The organism is Reyranella sp., assembly GCF_017305915.1.
Lineage (GTDB): Bacteria > Pseudomonadota > Alphaproteobacteria > Reyranellales > Reyranellaceae > Reyranella.
The window spans coordinates 84632-98986 of the sequence record NZ_JAFKJN010000005.1; the positions used below are offsets into that span (position 1 = coordinate 84632).

General features: G+C 66.1%; 11 protein-coding genes. 8 read left to right on the top strand and 3 right to left on the bottom strand.

Annotated features, from left to right (window positions below):
* Window positions 1–27: 27 nt before the first annotated feature.
* The gene (locus tag J0J01_RS00455; RefSeq protein WP_296378120.1) at window positions 28–369 is read left to right on the top strand and encodes an MmcQ/YjbR family DNA-binding protein; all 342 of its coding nucleotides are present in this window, start codon (window positions 28–30) and stop codon (window positions 367–369) included.
* Window positions 370–880: 511 nt separating this feature from the next.
* Here J0J01_RS00455 and J0J01_RS00460 read toward each other — a convergent pair.
* Both J0J01_RS00460 and J0J01_RS00465 read right to left on the bottom strand, forming a co-directional pair.
* Window positions 881–1852 (bottom strand): tripartite tricarboxylate transporter substrate binding protein, encoded by a 972-nt coding sequence (locus J0J01_RS00460; RefSeq protein ID WP_296378121.1) that lies wholly within the window; start codon window positions 1850–1852, stop codon window positions 881–883.
* Between the two features lie 175 nt (window positions 1853–2027).
* A complete protein-coding gene (locus tag J0J01_RS00465; protein WP_296378122.1) occupies window positions 2028–3215 on the bottom strand; it encodes an MFS transporter in 1188 nt (395 codons plus the stop codon).
* A 229-nt stretch (window positions 3216–3444) separates the two neighbouring features.
* On the opposite strand from J0J01_RS00465, the gene J0J01_RS00470 reads away from it, so the two are divergent.
* From J0J01_RS00470 to J0J01_RS00500, 7 genes are all read left to right on the top strand, one after another.
* Entirely contained in the window at window positions 3445–4332 is an 888-nt protein-coding gene (locus J0J01_RS00470) for a helix-turn-helix transcriptional regulator (RefSeq protein ID WP_296378123.1), read from the top strand.
* Window positions 4333–4535: 203 nt separating this feature from the next.
* The gene (locus J0J01_RS00475; protein WP_365735489.1) at window positions 4536–6350 is read left to right on the top strand and encodes an FAD-dependent oxidoreductase; all 1815 of its coding nucleotides are present in this window, start codon (window positions 4536–4538) and stop codon (window positions 6348–6350) included.
* Window positions 6335–8179, top strand: coding sequence for a 2-oxoacid:acceptor oxidoreductase subunit alpha (locus J0J01_RS00480; protein ID WP_296378124.1), 1845 nt, complete (start codon window positions 6335–6337; stop codon window positions 8177–8179). The genes J0J01_RS00475 and J0J01_RS00480 overlap by 16 nt, the downstream gene beginning before the upstream one ends.
* Window positions 8176–9231 carry a 2-oxoacid:ferredoxin oxidoreductase subunit beta gene (locus tag J0J01_RS00485; protein WP_296378125.1) on the top strand — a complete coding sequence of 352 codons (1056 nt, stop codon included), beginning with the start codon at window positions 8176–8178 and terminating at the stop codon, window positions 9229–9231. The genes J0J01_RS00480 and J0J01_RS00485 overlap by 4 nt, the downstream gene beginning before the upstream one ends.
* Before the next feature lie 116 nt (window positions 9232–9347).
* Window positions 9348–9611, top strand: coding sequence for a hypothetical protein (locus tag J0J01_RS00490; RefSeq protein ID WP_296378126.1), 264 nt, complete (start codon window positions 9348–9350; stop codon window positions 9609–9611).
* 79 nt (window positions 9612–9690) lie between these two features.
* Window positions 9691–11520: a patatin-like phospholipase family protein gene (locus J0J01_RS00495; protein WP_296378127.1), complete on the top strand. Its 1830-nt coding sequence runs from the start codon at window positions 9691–9693 to the stop codon at window positions 11518–11520.
* Complete coding sequence (locus J0J01_RS00500; RefSeq protein ID WP_296378128.1) at window positions 11507–13480, top strand: GMC family oxidoreductase; 1974 nt, start codon at window positions 11507–11509, stop codon at window positions 13478–13480. The genes J0J01_RS00495 and J0J01_RS00500 overlap by 14 nt, the downstream gene beginning before the upstream one ends.
* On the opposite strand, the gene J0J01_RS00505 is transcribed toward J0J01_RS00500, so the two are convergent.
* A complete protein-coding gene (locus J0J01_RS00505) occupies window positions 13464–14348 on the bottom strand; it encodes a hypothetical protein (RefSeq protein WP_296378129.1) in 885 nt (294 codons plus the stop codon). The two genes, J0J01_RS00500 and J0J01_RS00505, sit on opposite strands and share 17 nt — an antisense overlap.
* Between the last annotated feature and the right edge of the window lie 7 nt (window positions 14349–14355).

Here is a 14355-nt window from a genome sequence, read left to right on the forward strand (position 1 = left end):
CCTCCCCTTCCCCTAGGCTTCCCCGGCATGGCCGGTCGCAAGCTTCCCCTCTCGACCATCCGCAAGGTGGCGCTGTCCTTCCCCGGAGTCGAGGAAGGCACCTCCTATGGAACACCGGCCTTCAAGCTCGAGAAGAAGCTGCTGGTCCGACTGCACCAGGACGGCAGGTCGCTGGTACTCAAGGTCGGCGACGCCACGCGGGATCACCTGCTGCAGGCCGATCCCGACACCTTCTTCGTCACCGACCACTATCGCGGCTATCCCTACGTCCTGGCGCATCTCGACAGGCTGAGCGCCGCCGACCTCGGCAAGCTGATCGAGCGGGCGATCGCGTTCCTTGCACAGGGAAGTCGAGGGGGACCCCACTAGCCACGGCCGTCCGGCACGCTCGCGCCCGGGGCGCCGGGAGGCCACGAAAGTCCGCAAGAGTCCACACCGGTGTGGACCGGTTCGATGCCGATGGCATCGGCGTTTTCGGCCCGGAGTCCACGAATCCACCGACTCCCGGGGGCCCCTGAAAAAACACTCTATCCAGGGTCCCGGCACGGCCCCGCGCAGGTAGCGGGCGCCCCCTTCGGATCTGGTCGTAACGTGGCGCATCATCATGCGCGCCATCCTGCATCAGGGCGCGTCGAACACCTATTATGGGCAATGGAACGCGCGCATCCTTGGGCAAACGCAGGCGAATCGACCGTTCCATTGCCCATAATGAACTCGCCGCGAGCGCAAAATTTGCCGCCCTGGATGGGTGCGGGCGCATTTTGCCCGGAAATCGAGGCTCGGCCCGCGGGAAATTTACACCGGCCCGAAAAAGAAATTGTCCGGCGAGCCAGACTTCAGAACGGGGAGCTGTTCTCAGTCGAACTCAAATCATCCGATTCTATCCCTCGATCTTGATGCCGTTGTCTTTGACCACCTTGGTCCAGCGCTGGGTCTCGAACTTCAGCTTTTCGAGATAGGCCTCGGGCGTGCTGCCGGTCATGACGAAGCCGAGGTCGCTGTACTTCTTGATGACCGCGGGATCCTTGATCGCCTCGTGCACCAGCCCGTTCAGCCTGTCGATCACCGGCCGCGGCACGCCGGCCGGCGCGACCAGGCCGTAGAACACCGCGCTCTCCATGTCCTTCATGCCGAGCTCGCCCACCGTCGGCACGGTCGGGCAGATCGTCGAGCGCTCGGGCGAGGCGACGCAGATGCCGTTCAACCGTCCCGCCGCCACGTGGTTGCCGGTCGGCAGCACGACGTCGATGATGATCGGCACGTGGCCGGCCAGCACGTCGCGCAAGGTGTCGGCGACGCCCTTGTAGGCCACGTTCTCCATCTTCATGTCGAGCCGCGCGCGCAAGAGCTCGGCCCACAGGTGCGGCTGGTTGCCGACGCCGGAGGTGCCGTAGCGCGTCTTCTCCGGCTGCTTGGCGAGCCAGTCGACCAGCTCGGGCAACGTCTTCACGGGAATCGAGGGATGGACCGCGAGGATGTCGGGAATGTCGGCGACGGTGGAGATCGGCTGGAAGTCCTTCAGCGGATCGTAGGGCTGCTTGAGGCCGAGCGCGGCATTGGTCGCCAGCGTCGTCGTGCCGAGCAGCAGCGTGTGGCCGTCGGGCTTGGACTTGGCGACCATGTCCATGCCGATGATGGTGTTGCCGCCGCCCTTGTTCTCGACGATGACCTGCTGGCCGAGCAGCGCCGTCATCTTCTCCGCCAGCACGCGGCCCGCGGTGTCGGTGGCGCCGCCCGGGATGTAGGGCACCACGATCTTCACTTGTTGGGTGGGCCATGCCTGGGCGCGCACGGCCGAGGCGCCCACGATTGTCCAGCCGGCCGCCGCCAGCACGCTACGACGCTTGAGCATCAATCAATCCTCCCCATTCAGATGGGGAGGTGTCGGCGTCCGAGCGCTTTTCGAGCTTCGCTCGAAAACGCATGGCCGACGGAGGGGTCAGGAGCCGCATCACGCCTGCCGCTCATGACCCCTCCGCCCGCGATTACGCGGGCACCTCCCCATGTGAATGGGGAGGGCTGGCCTTTTACTCCGCCGGCTTCAGCGCCGCCATCTCGCTGCTCTTTTCACTGGGCAGAAACGAGATGGCGATGAAGGTGCAGAGGGCGACGCCGGCGAGTGTCACCAGCAGCGTCGGGAAGCCGGCCGCCTTCACCGATGGGCCGATCGCCGCCACGACCAGCGAGCTGACGCCGAAGCCGATCGCCAGCCGCATCCCCGTCACGCGACTCCTCATGCGGTCGTCGACGTAGCGCACGATCATCGCATCGGTGAACGGGATGGCGCCGAACACGAAGACCATGAACAAGGTCGTCACGCCGATCAGCGCCCAGCCTTCGGCGTAGGCCGCCAGCACGAACAGCGGCACCTGGGCGATCAGGATCGGCAGGTAGATGGTCTTGAGCGGATAGCGGTCGATCAGCGAGCCGACCACCAGCTGCATCAGCGACGCCACGGTGAAGATGCCGAACAGCACCACGCTCAGCAGCCAGGGATTGGCCGCCAGCTCGGCGATGCGCGCCTTCAGCATCTCGCCGTTGGAGTTGGTCGTGAAGTTGAAGACGATCGAGCCGGTGACCGCGGCGCAGGTCATGATGAAGAACACCCGCGCCATGACGTTGGGCGGCAGGTCGAGCATCTTGGCCTTGCGCTTGGCCGGGGCCTCCTGCTCCTTCGGCACCAGCACCGCGAACAGCACTGCGGCGATCAGGCAGACCACGCCCGGCACGACGTAGGCCATCTGCCAGCCGTAGCGGGTCGCCAGGAAGACCGACAGGCCGGCGCCGATGGCGATGCCGAGGTTGCCGACCAGGCCGTTGACGCCGATCACGAAGCCCGGGCGATCGGCGCCCTGCACGATCATCGGGATGCCGACCGGATGATAGATCGAGGCGAAGGCGCCCATCAGCGTCAGCGCCGCGCCGATCTGCCACTTGTTCTGGGTGAGCGCGATCAGCAGGCACGACACGCCGATGCCGGCGAAGAAGATGATCATCATGGAGCGGCGGCCCCACGAGTCGCCGAGCTTGCCCGAGACGATCGAGCCCGCGCCGAACATGAACGAGGCGCCGAAGGCGTAGGGCGTCAGCTCCTTCCAGTCGGTCCCCCAGACGCCGGCGATCACGCTCACCGTGTAGAGGAAGATCGCGATGACCCAGTGGTCGACCGCATGGCCGAGATTGAGCAAGAGGGAGGTCGGGCTGCCGAGCTTCATGACGCGCGTTTCACTCCAATCGCCGCCAGCATCGCCACTCGACACCGCCGGCACGGCCATCACACCTCACCCTGAGGAGGCCGCGCAGCGGCCGTCTCGAAGGGTGGGTACGAGCACCTTTGTTGCCCACCCTTCGAGACGCCGCGCTGCGCGCGGCTCCTCAGGGTGAGGTGATGGGTAGAAGATTAGGGAAAGCGCCCGTGGCTGTCTTGCGCTAGGATGCCAAACGATGTCGCGAAACGGCCAGCGCTCCACAAACCCCCTGGACTACCAGCATGTCCCGCGCGCGGTCGCGGCCATGCCGAAGGACTTCGCCTGCGGCTTCGAGATCCAGCCGCACCATCATGCCCGGCCGCAGCTCATCTACGCCACCGCGGGGACCATGCGGGTATCGACCGACGACGGCGTCTGGGTGGTGCCGCCGCAGCGCGCACTGTGGATGCCGGCCGGTGTCGAGCACAGCATCGTCATGCTGAGCGACACCACCATGCGAACGCTCTATGTCCGCGACGATGCGGCGGCAGCGATGCCGATGGAGTGCCGCGTGCTGATGATCTCGCCTCTCCTGCGCGAGCTGATCGTGCGAGCGACGGAGCTGCCGGTGCAGTACGACGAGAGCGGGCCGGCCGGCCACGTCGTCGCCCTGATCCTGTCGGAGCTGCAAGGCCTGCAGTCGCTCGGGCTGCAATTGCCGATGCCGCACGACGGCAGGCTGCGCGGCCTCTGCCAGGCGCTGCTCCAGGCGCCCGGCGATCAACGCCCGCTCGAGGCGTGGGCCGAGACGATCAACACCAGCGCGCGTACGCTGGCGCGCCGCTTCCAGAGCGAGACGGGCCTGAGCTTCGGGGCGTGGCGGCAACAGGCGCGCGTGCTCGAGGCGATGGGCCGGCTGGGCGGCGGCGAGTCGGTGACGCGGGTCGCGCTCGATCTCGGCTACGAGAGCGTCAGTGCCTTCAGCGCCATGTTCCATCGCGCCACCGGGGCCTCGCCTAGAGCATATTCCGTCCGGCTGGGAACAGCCGGACGGAATATGCCCTCTGCGGCCAACATCGCCCGCGCGCGCGTTTCCGATCAGCCGGAAGTGCGAGCGCTTCCGGCTGATCGGAAACCGCTCTAGTCACTTCCGCGGCCGCTCTCAGGTGCAATGAAAAATCCCTTCGCCGCTTATGGGATTATGGTGTCGCGGCAACCTGTCAGCACACAGGAACCTTGACGGAATGGGCACGAATCTCCCCAATGCGCACCCTTATTGGGGTAATCTAAACCGTCATTTAGCAGAATCGGCGGCTGCCGCCCTGGCAGCACCGGAGTGAGTCCAGTTTGAAGCCGACCGACATCTCGAATCCCGACTATTTCCACAAGGTCGTGGATTGCCAGTGGGCCTGTCCCGCGCATACCCCCGTCCCTGAATACATCCGCTTGATCGCTCACGGGCGCTACTCCGACGCCTACATGATCAATTGGAAATCGAACGTCTTCCCGGGGATCCTGGGCCGCACCTGCGATCGCCCGTGCGAGCCGGCCTGCCGCCGGTCCCGCGTCGAGGACGAGACCCTGGTCAAGGGCAAGAAGGAGCCGGTTGCGATCTGCCGCCTGAAACGCGTCGCCGCCGACTACAAGGACGATGAAGGCATCCTGGCCGCCATGCCGAAGGCGCCGGCGAAGAACGGCAAGCGCGTCGCTTGCATCGGCGGCGGCCCGGCCTCGCTGACCGTCGCGCGCGATCTCGCCGTGCTCGGCTACGAGATCGTGATCTACGACCAGGACCCCAAGCTCGGCGGCTTCATCCGCACCCAGATCCCGCACTTCCGTCTGCCCGAGCACGTGATCGACGAGGAGGTCGGCTACATCACCGGCATCGGCAACATCGAGTTCCGCCACCAGAAGATCGACTCGATGAAGAAGGTCCTGACCGAGGGCTACGACGCTGTATTCGTCGGCTCTGGGGCACCACGCGGGCGCGATCTCGACGTGCCGGGCCGGCAGGAAGCAGCCGCCAACATCCATATCGGCCTCGACTGGCTGTCGTCGGTTTCGTTCGGCCATACCACCAAGGTCGGCAAGCGGGTGATCGTGCTGGGTGGCGGCAACACCGCGATGGATTGCTGCCGTACCGCCCGCCGCCTTGGCGGCGACGACGTGAAGGTGATCGTCCGCTCCGGCTTCGACGAGATGAAGGCGTCTCCCTGGGAGAAGGAAGACGCGATGGGCGAGGACATCCCCATCCTCAACATGCTCGTGCCCAAGGAAGTGAAGCACGACAACGGCAAGATCAAGGGCGTGCTGTTCGAGAAGGTGAAGGCCGAGTACGACGACAAGGGCCGCCGCACGCTGAAGCCGTCGGGCGAGCCCGACGAGTTCCACGAGTGCGACGACGTGCTGGTCGCGATCGGCCAGGAGAACGCCTTCCCGTGGATCGAAGCGGACGCCGGCATCGAGTTCGACCGCTGGGGCCTGCCCAAGCTGGGCGAGACGACGCTGCAGAGCACGAACAAGAAGATCTTCTTCGGCGGCGACGCCGCGTTCGGCCCGAAGAACATCATCTGGGCAGCCGCGCACGGCCATGACGCGGCGATCTCCATCCACAAGATGCTGATCGGCGAAAACGTCGAGGAGCGCCCCGCTCCCGGCGTCAACATCGTCAGCCAGAAGATGGGCATCCACGAGTGGAGCTACGACAACGCTCCGACCATCGACCACCGCTTCAAGGTCCCGCACCGCGCCAAGCAGGAGGCGCTGAAGGACATCATGGCCGAGGTCGAGCTCGGCTTCGATCCCAAGCTGGCTTTCAACGAGGCGCAGCGCTGCCTGAACTGCGACGTGCAGACGGTGTTCACCGGCAAGCTCTGCATCGAGTGCGACGCCTGCGTCGACATCTGCCCGATGGACTGCATCACCTTCACGCCGAACGCCGAAGAGAAGGAGCTGCGCCAGCAGCTCATGGCGCCGGCGCTGAACCCGACGCAGGACCTCTACATCGGCAACGACCTCAAGACCGACCGCGTGATGGTGAAGGACGAGGACGTCTGCCTGCACTGCGGCCTGTGCGCCGAGCGGTGCCCGACCGGCGCCTGGGATATGCGCAAGTACTACATGGAAATGACCCAAGCGGAGCACGCATGCCGCCAGCACTAGCCGCCGTTAACGACTTCGTCGTCAAGTTCGCGAACGTCAACGGTTCGGGTTCGGCCTCCGCCAACGAGCTGTTCGCCCGATCGATCCTCCGCATGGGCGTCCCCGTCAGCCCGCGCAACATCTTCCCGTCGAACATCCAGGGCCTGCCCACGTGGTACGAGGTCCGCGTCACCGAGAAGGGCTATCTCGGCCGGCGCGGCGGCGTCGACATGATGGTCGCGATGAACCCGCAGACCTGGGCGCAGGACGTCAAGGAGATCGAGCCGGGCGGCTATCTGTTCTACGATTCGACCAAGCCGATGCCGTCGTCGATGTTCCGCGAGGACATCAACATCGTCGGCGTGCCGCTCACCGCGATCACCAACGCCACCTACGCCGACGCCCGCCAGCGCCAGCTCTTCAAGAACATCATCTATGTCGGCGCGCTGTCGATCCTGCTCGACATCGACGAGACCAAGATCCAGGGGCTGTTCGGCGAGCAGTTCAAGGGCAAGGAAAAGCTGATCGATTCCAACGTCAAGGCGCTGCAGCTCGGCCGTGACTGGGTCACGCGGCACATCGATCCCGACACGGTGAAGCTCAAGGTCCGGCCGTCCAACAACGTCGGCAACCGCATCTTCGTCGAGGGCAACAATGCCGCGGCGCTCGGTGCCGTCTACGGCGGCGCCACGGTGTGCGCCTGGTATCCGATCACGCCCTCCTCCTCGCTGGCCGAGGCGTTCCAGTCGCATTGCAAGCGGCTGCGCCACGACAAGGAAACCGGCAAGGCCAAGTACGCCATCGTGCAGGCCGAGGACGAATTGGCCTCGATCGGCATGGTGATCGGCGCCGGCTGGAACGGCGCCCGTGCCTTCACCAGCACCTCGGGCCCGGGCATCTCGCTGATGACCGAGTTCATCGGTCTCGCCTCCTTCGCCGAGGTGCCGGCGGTGCTGGTCAACGTGCAGCGCGGCGGGCCGTCGACCGGCATGCCGACGCGCACCCAGCAGTCCGACCTGCTGAGCTGCGCCTACGCCTCCAACGGCGACACCAAGCACGTGCTGCTGTTCCCCGAGGATCCGAAGGAGTGCTTCGACTTCACCGCCGAGGCGCTCGACCTGGCCGACCGGCTGCAGACGCCGGTGTTCGTCATGACCGACCTCGACATCGGCATGAACCACCGCCTGTGCGAGCCGTTCCAGTGGGACGAGAGCCGCCAGCTCGACCGCGGCAAGGTGATGACCGCCGAGGACCTCGAGGCCGGCAAGACCTTCGGCCGCTACCTCGACGTCGACGGCGACGGCATCCCTTATCGCACCTATCCCGGCACGCACCCGACCAAGGGCAGCTATTTTACCCGCGGTACCACGAAGGATGAATACGCGCGCTACTCCGAGGAAGGCGCGGTCTATGTCCGCAACATGGAGCGGCTGCAGAAGAAGTTCCTGACAGCGGCCAAGATCGCGCCGCAGCCGCTGCGCTACTCCTCGCCCAAGCCGACCAAGCACGGCGTGATCTACTTCGGGTCGACCAGCCCGGCGATGGCCGAGGCGCTGGACCACCTCGAGGCCGACGGCAACCACGTCAATGCGCTGCGCGTGCGGTCCTTCCCGTTCTCGACCGCGGTCGAGGACTTCATCCACGAGCACGACAAGGTGTTCATCGTCGAGCAGAACCGCGACGCCCAGCTGCGCACCATGCTGATGGCCGACTTCACGCTCGATGCCCGCAAGCTCATTCCCGTGCTGCACTACGACGGCACGCCGATCACCGCCCGCTTCATCGCCGGCGACATCGCCAACAAGCTCGACCAGATGAAGGTCGTCCCGTTCGAGAAGGCCGCGTCATGACCTACATCGCCAAGCCGAAGCTCCACCATCCCTCGCTGGTCAAGAACAAGGCCGGCTACACCCGCCGCGACTACGAGGGCGCGGTCTCGACGCTGTGCGCCGGCTGCGGCCACGATTCGATCAGCGCCGCGATCATCCAGGCCTGCTACGAGCTCGATATCCTGCCGCACCAGGTCGCCAAGCTCTCCGGCATCGGCTGCTCGTCCAAGGCGCCGACCTACTTCGTGGGCGCGAGCCACGGCTTCAACACCGTGCACGGCCGCATGCCGTCGGTGATGACCGGCGCCAACCTCGCCAACAAGGACCTGATCTACATGGGCGTGTCGGGCGACGGCGATAGCGCCTCGATCGGCCTCGGCCAGTTCGCCCACGTCATGCGGCGCGGCGTGAACATGACCTACATCGTCATGAACAACGGCGTGTACGGCCTGACCAAGGGCCAGTTCTCGGCGACCGCCGACAAGGGCTCGATCAGCAAGAAGGGCGTCGCCAACTCCGACGAATCGATCGACCTCGTCTCGCTCGCCATCCTGATGGGCGCAACCTTCGTCGGCCGCTCGTTCTCGGGCGACAAGCACCAGCTGGTGCCGCTGATCAAGGCGGCGATGGCGCATAAAGGTGCCGCCTTCCTCGACGTCATCAGCCCGTGCGTGGCGTTCAACAACCACGCCGGCTCGACCAAGAGCTACGAATATGTGCGCGAGCACAATGAGGCGCTGAACCGGCTCGACTTCATCGAGAGCCGCGAGGAGATCACCACCCGGTACGATCCCGGCACCACGACCACGGTGCAGCAGCACGACGGCTCGTTCCTGCGCCTGCGCAAGCTCGGCGAGGAATACGACGCCTCCGACAAGGTCGCGGCGATGAAGCGCGTGCAGGAAGGCCTCGCCGCCGGCGAGGTCGTGACCGGCCTGCTCTACCTCGATCCGACGCCGAAGGACCTGCATCACAACCTGAACACGGTCGACGCGCCGCTCAACACGCTCGACACCGCCGACCTCTGCCCCGGCTCCGGAGTGCTGGACCGCATCAACGCGAGCCTGCGCTAGAGCGCACGGGGGTTGTTGTTGCAGCAGGCGTATTCCGTTCGGCTAATTCCAGCCGAACGGAATATGCTCTAAGGGCGAAAGCCCTGGTCAAATTCCTGCTCGCCCTCTGGGGCACGATGATGGGCGCCTTTTCAGGCGCCTGTCTTTTGGCGATGGCCGGGGCAGCCATCGCCAGCCAGATCTACGGCAGTTTCGAAGGCGCCGCGGCGATGTCCGCCGGCTGGCTGGGCGCCTGCGTCGGTGCCTTCGGGGGCGCGGGCACGAGCCTGTGGCTGATCCTGCGCCAGGGTGGCCGACACGGCGGCACCGCGGTGGTCGCGCTGACCGGACTCGCCAACATGATGGTGGTTTGTTTCGCGTTCGTCGCATTTTCGGGCTGATGTATCGCGCGCGATACGGTTGTAACCTGTAATCGATCTTCGTGTGGACGTACCATGCCTTCCCAGGGAGCACCGGGGCATGGCGACCACCCGTCCGCTACGGCCGATTGGCGAGGAAAAGCTGGGCAACCTCCAGGCATGGTTTCCCCGCGATCGCGCCGTCAGCGATCCGCCGCAGGACGACACGTTCGAGATCGGCCTGACCTTCGCCGGCGGCCAGTCGGCCGGCTGCTATCTCGCCGGCGTGCTCGATTTCCTGTTCGAGGCGCTCGATGCCTGGGAGCAGGCCCGCAAGGCCGATCCGGCCCGCACTCCGAACCACAAGGTCCGGATCAAGATCGTCACCGGCGCCTCGGCGGGCGGGCTGAACACGGCGCTGGCGGCGATCGCCGGCCGTTACCGCTTCGAGCCGGCGCGGCATGCCAAGTTCGAGGACGGCGACAAGAACCTCGGCAGCCCGTTCTATCGGGCATGGGTGCGCGACGTCGATCTCAAGCACCTGCTGACCACCGAAGACCTCACGGGCAACAGCGGCTCGTTCTCGGTGCTGAACACGCAGTATCTCGACGCCAAGGTCGCGAGCTACCTCGACTTCAAGGGCGACGGGCTCGCGGAGCGGGACTGGCTCGACGATCCGCTGCCGATTGCCGTCATGATCTCCAACGTCGACGGCGTGCCCTATCGCATCAAGTTCCGGACCGAGGACGAGAACGACGCCAGCGCCAACGCCTACTGGATGACGCTGCACGGCGACCGCCTCGCCTTCCTGCGGCCGATGGCAGCCGGCGCGCCGCAGCCGACCAGGCCCGACAGCGATGCGCTGTCGCTCGACAACAGCGCGGCGGCCGACGACTGGAAGCGGCTCGGCCAGGCGGTGCTGGCGACCATCGCCTTCCCGCTGGCGCTGCGCGAGCGGATCGTCGGGCGACCCAGCACCGACTACGACTACCGCTTCGCCTATCCGTTCGATCCCGGCGGCCTTGTCTACGCGCCGCCGTTTCCCGGCGACGCCGAGCAGCAACGCAGCTTCGTGACCATCGACGGCGGTGTGACCGACAACGAGCCGTTCGAGCTGGCTCACACTGCCTTGGCCGGCACCGACGGGCGCAACGTTCGCGAGGGCGAGAAGGCCAAGCGCGCCGTCATCCTCACCGCGCCGTTCGTCAGCCCCAAGCCGGTGCAGTACGGCGTGCCAGACACGCCGCTGCCCAGGCTGCTCGGCAACATCTTCAACGCGCTGATCGGGCAGAGCCGCTTCAAGCTGATGGACGTGTCGCTGGCCGCCAACGCAGACATCTACAGCCGCTTCATGATCGCGCCGGTGCGCGTGCAAGCCTCGGGCAGCAAGGTCCGCGGCGATGCGGCACTGGCCAGCCATCCGCTGACCTCGTTCTTCGGCTATTTCTCCGAACCCTACCGGCATCACGACTTCATGCTGGGCCGGCTGAACTGCTACCTGTTCCTGCGCGACTGGTTCGTGCTGCCGAGCACCCACGCGCCGGGCGATTCGGGGCCCAAGCCGGGGCTCGGCAACTCCCTGTTCGCCAACTGGCCCGACGCGGCGCTGGCCGACCCGGCCTACAAGAGCCAGTCGCCCCACGTCAAAGACCACCGGCAGATCATCCCGCTGATCGGCACGGCGGCGCAGCAACCCCAAAGCTATCCCTGGCCGACCGGGCAGTTCGCCGGCTATTCGGCGGTCCGGCGCGGCATCGAGCAGCGCCTCGACGCGCTCTATCCGCTGATCCGCGATCGCCTGCTGGGAGCGGCGGTCGAGAACGGCTTCTTCCGCGGCATCGTCAGGCTGGTCGTGGGAGGTTACTGGTGGCTGAGCGGGCGCGGCGCGGTGCTGGGCGCGCTCCGGCAGATGATCGACAAGGCGCGAGAGCAGATCGATGACGATCGATAATAGTTTCACCGAACAGGGCGGCGCGGCACAGCCGCCGCAGGCCAGCCAGCCGTGGCGCAAGCGCGTCTACGACTACATCGTCGTCGGCTCGGGCGCCGGCGGCGGCACGGTCGCCTCCAACCTGGCGCGCGCCGGCTACACCGTGGCGCTGCTCGAGGCGGGCGGCGCCGATACGCCCGCGAGCTACTACACGCCGGCCTTCTTCGCCAAGGCGTCGGAAGACGTGGCGATGCGCTGGGACTACATCGTCCATCACTACGACGACCCCGAGCAGGAGAAGCGCGATCCCAAGGCGGTCGAGCTGCGCGGCGAGTTCGGCGTCTGGTACCCGCGCTCGGGCACACTGGGCGGCTGCACCGCGCACAATGCGCTGATCACCATCGTGCCGCACGATTCGGACTGGGAGCACATCGCCGACCTGACCGGCGACCAGAGCTGGCGCGCCGCGGCGATGCACCCCTACTTCCGCCGCATCGAGCGCTGCGAGTACGTCACCGACCACTATTTCGGCCGGCCGCACCCCGGCAACCACGGCTTCCTCGGCTGGCTCGCCACCGGCATCGCCCGGCCCAAGCTGCTGGTGGCCGACTGGAAGGTGCTGCGCATCGTGGTCGCCACGCTGCTCACGACGGTCGAGGGCAAGTTCTGGTCGAGCTGGCGCTACTTCCGCGACGCCTGGAAGAAGTTCGTCGGCGGGCCGATCGAGTTCGTCTTCAGCTTCTTCGATCCCAACGACATGCGCGACAGCTGCTTCGAGCGCGCCGGCCTGTTCTTCGTGCCGTTCTCGATCCAGCGCGGCCAGCGGGTCGGCGTGCGCGATTTGATCAGCGTCACCGCGCAGGACTTCCCCGACAGGCTCGACATCTACACCAATTGCCTGGTGACGCGCGTGCTGTTCGACGAGGTCGGCTCGGCCGAGGGCCCACGGGCGATCGGCGTCGAGCTCATGGAGGGCCTGCATCTCTACCGGGCCGACCCGCGCTGCGACCCCGCCGGCCCCAAGCCGCCGCTCCGGACGTTGCAGGCGCGGCGCGAGGTGATCCTGTGCGGTGGCGCCTTCAACAGCCCGCAACTCCTGATGCTGTCGGGCATCGGCCCGGCCGCGCACCTGCGCGAGAAAGGCATCGACCCGATCCTCGACCGGCCGGGCGTCGGCCAGAACCTGCAGGACCGCTACGAGATCGGCGTGGTCACCGAGACCAAGAGCGACTTCGCGCTGACCCGGCACTGCACCTTCAAGGTGCCCAATGTCGGCGAATATGCCGACCCGCAATACGAGGCGTGGCTCGACGGCAAGGGCCCCTACACGACCAACGGCGTGCTGATCTGCATCACCATGCGCTCGACACCCGACCGCAAGGAGCCGGACGTCTTCATGTTCTGCGTGCCCGGCGTGTTCAAGGGCTACTTCCCCGGCTGGACCTCGCTGATCGCGCAGCAGAAGACGCAATTCTCCTGGCTGATCCTGAAGTCGCACACCAACAACCGCGCCGGCGCGGTGACGCTGCGCAGCAACGACCCGACCGACACGCCGCATGTCGCCTTCCGCTACTTCGAGGAAGGCTCGCCGGGCTACGAGGCCGACCGCGACGCCGTCGTTTCCGGCATCGAATATGTCCGCCGGGTCTCGGCCAAGGTCTCGGGCTTCGTCGAGAAGGAGCTGCTGCCGGGCGCCGAGTACGACGACCGCGACAAGCTGCGCCAGTTCGTGACCGACAATGCCTGGGGCCACCACTGCTCCTGCAGCAACCGCATGGGCCGGCCCGACGACCCGATGGCGGTGGTCGACAGCAATTTCCGGGTGATCGGTACGCGCGGGCTGCGCGTGGTCGATGCGTCGGTGTTCCCGCGCATTCCCGGCTTCTTCATCGTGACGCCGATCTACATGATCGCCGAGAAGGCGAGCGACGCGATCGTCGCGGATGCCCGCCTCTCGACTGGGGTCAACCCGCTTTCTTGACGAACCACGGGATGATCTTCGAGCGCGTCCGCACATACTCCTCGAACGGCTTGCCGTAGAGCTGCTTGAGGTTGGTTTCGAGGAAGAAGATCCCGAACATGATGTAGGTCGTGAGCCCGACCGCGAAGATCAGATGGCCCATGGTCATGGTCGGCGTCACCCAGAAGGCGGTGATGAAGCCGAAGAAGTCGGGATGGCGGGCGAAATACCACACGCCCTTGCTGCTGATCGGCCAACCGACCTCGTAGAACTCCGGCTGCAGCCTGGGATAGGTCTGCTTGATGTACGGCCGGTCGCGGATGAAATCGAGCGTCTGGGTGACGCCGAAGATCTTCCAATGGCCGACCTGGAAGGTGGCGATCAGCACCATGATCCAGCCGAACACCTGGATGCAGTAGAGCACGATCCGCCAGGTCGGATTGTCGACGTGCCAGATGACCTGGGGAATCGGCCGCCACTGCCAGATCAGCAGCGACAGCGCCGAGGTGGCGAAGATGATGTAGACGCCGCGCTCCATGTGCGGCGGCACGATCTTGGTGATCCAGGTCTTGAACCAGGGCCGCGGCATGATGCTGTGCTGCAGCCCCAGGATCGCCACCAGCCCGAGATTGACCCAGAACGACGGCCAGAACGGCCCGACCTCGCCGCTGTCGATCGATTTCAGGGGCAGGACGGCATCCCATTTGGTGCCGAACAGCGGATTGAAGAAGTTGCCGACGAAGAGGAGGATGTAGATCAGGATGAACCAGACCCCGACATAGACGGCGGCGCCGAACAGGAAGGCGACGACCTTGGCCGGCGTGTCGCTGGGGTCGGTCTCGACGATGGAATTCGGCGAGGTCCTGCCCGGCTCTTGCTCTGTGATCATGAACTGT

Excerpts from the sequence above, each read along its gene's own strand:
- J0J01_RS00455 (WP_296378120.1), top strand. The coding sequence starts at position 28 with ATGGCCGGTCGCAAGCTTCCCCTCTCGACCATCCGCAAGGTGGCGCTG.
- J0J01_RS00460 (WP_296378121.1), bottom strand. The coding sequence starts at position 1,852 with ATGCTCAAGCGTCGTAGCGTGCTGGCGGCGGCCGGCTGGACAATCGTG.
- J0J01_RS00465 (WP_296378122.1), bottom strand. The coding sequence starts at position 3,215 with ATGAAGCTCGGCAGCCCGACCTCCCTCTTGCTCAATCTCGGCCATGCG.
- J0J01_RS00470 (WP_296378123.1), top strand. The coding sequence starts at position 3,445 with ATGTCGCGAAACGGCCAGCGCTCCACAAACCCCCTGGACTACCAGCAT.
- J0J01_RS00480 (WP_296378124.1), top strand. The coding sequence starts at position 6,335 with ATGCCGCCAGCACTAGCCGCCGTTAACGACTTCGTCGTCAAGTTCGCG.
- J0J01_RS00485 (WP_296378125.1), top strand. The coding sequence starts at position 8,176 with ATGACCTACATCGCCAAGCCGAAGCTCCACCATCCCTCGCTGGTCAAG.
- J0J01_RS00490 (WP_296378126.1), top strand. The coding sequence starts at position 9,348 with ATGATGGGCGCCTTTTCAGGCGCCTGTCTTTTGGCGATGGCCGGGGCA.
- J0J01_RS00495 (WP_296378127.1), top strand. The coding sequence starts at position 9,691 with ATGGCGACCACCCGTCCGCTACGGCCGATTGGCGAGGAAAAGCTGGGC.
- J0J01_RS00500 (WP_296378128.1), top strand. The coding sequence starts at position 11,507 with ATGACGATCGATAATAGTTTCACCGAACAGGGCGGCGCGGCACAGCCG.
- J0J01_RS00505 (WP_296378129.1), bottom strand. The coding sequence starts at position 14,348 with ATGATCACAGAGCAAGAGCCGGGCAGGACCTCGCCGAATTCCATCGTC.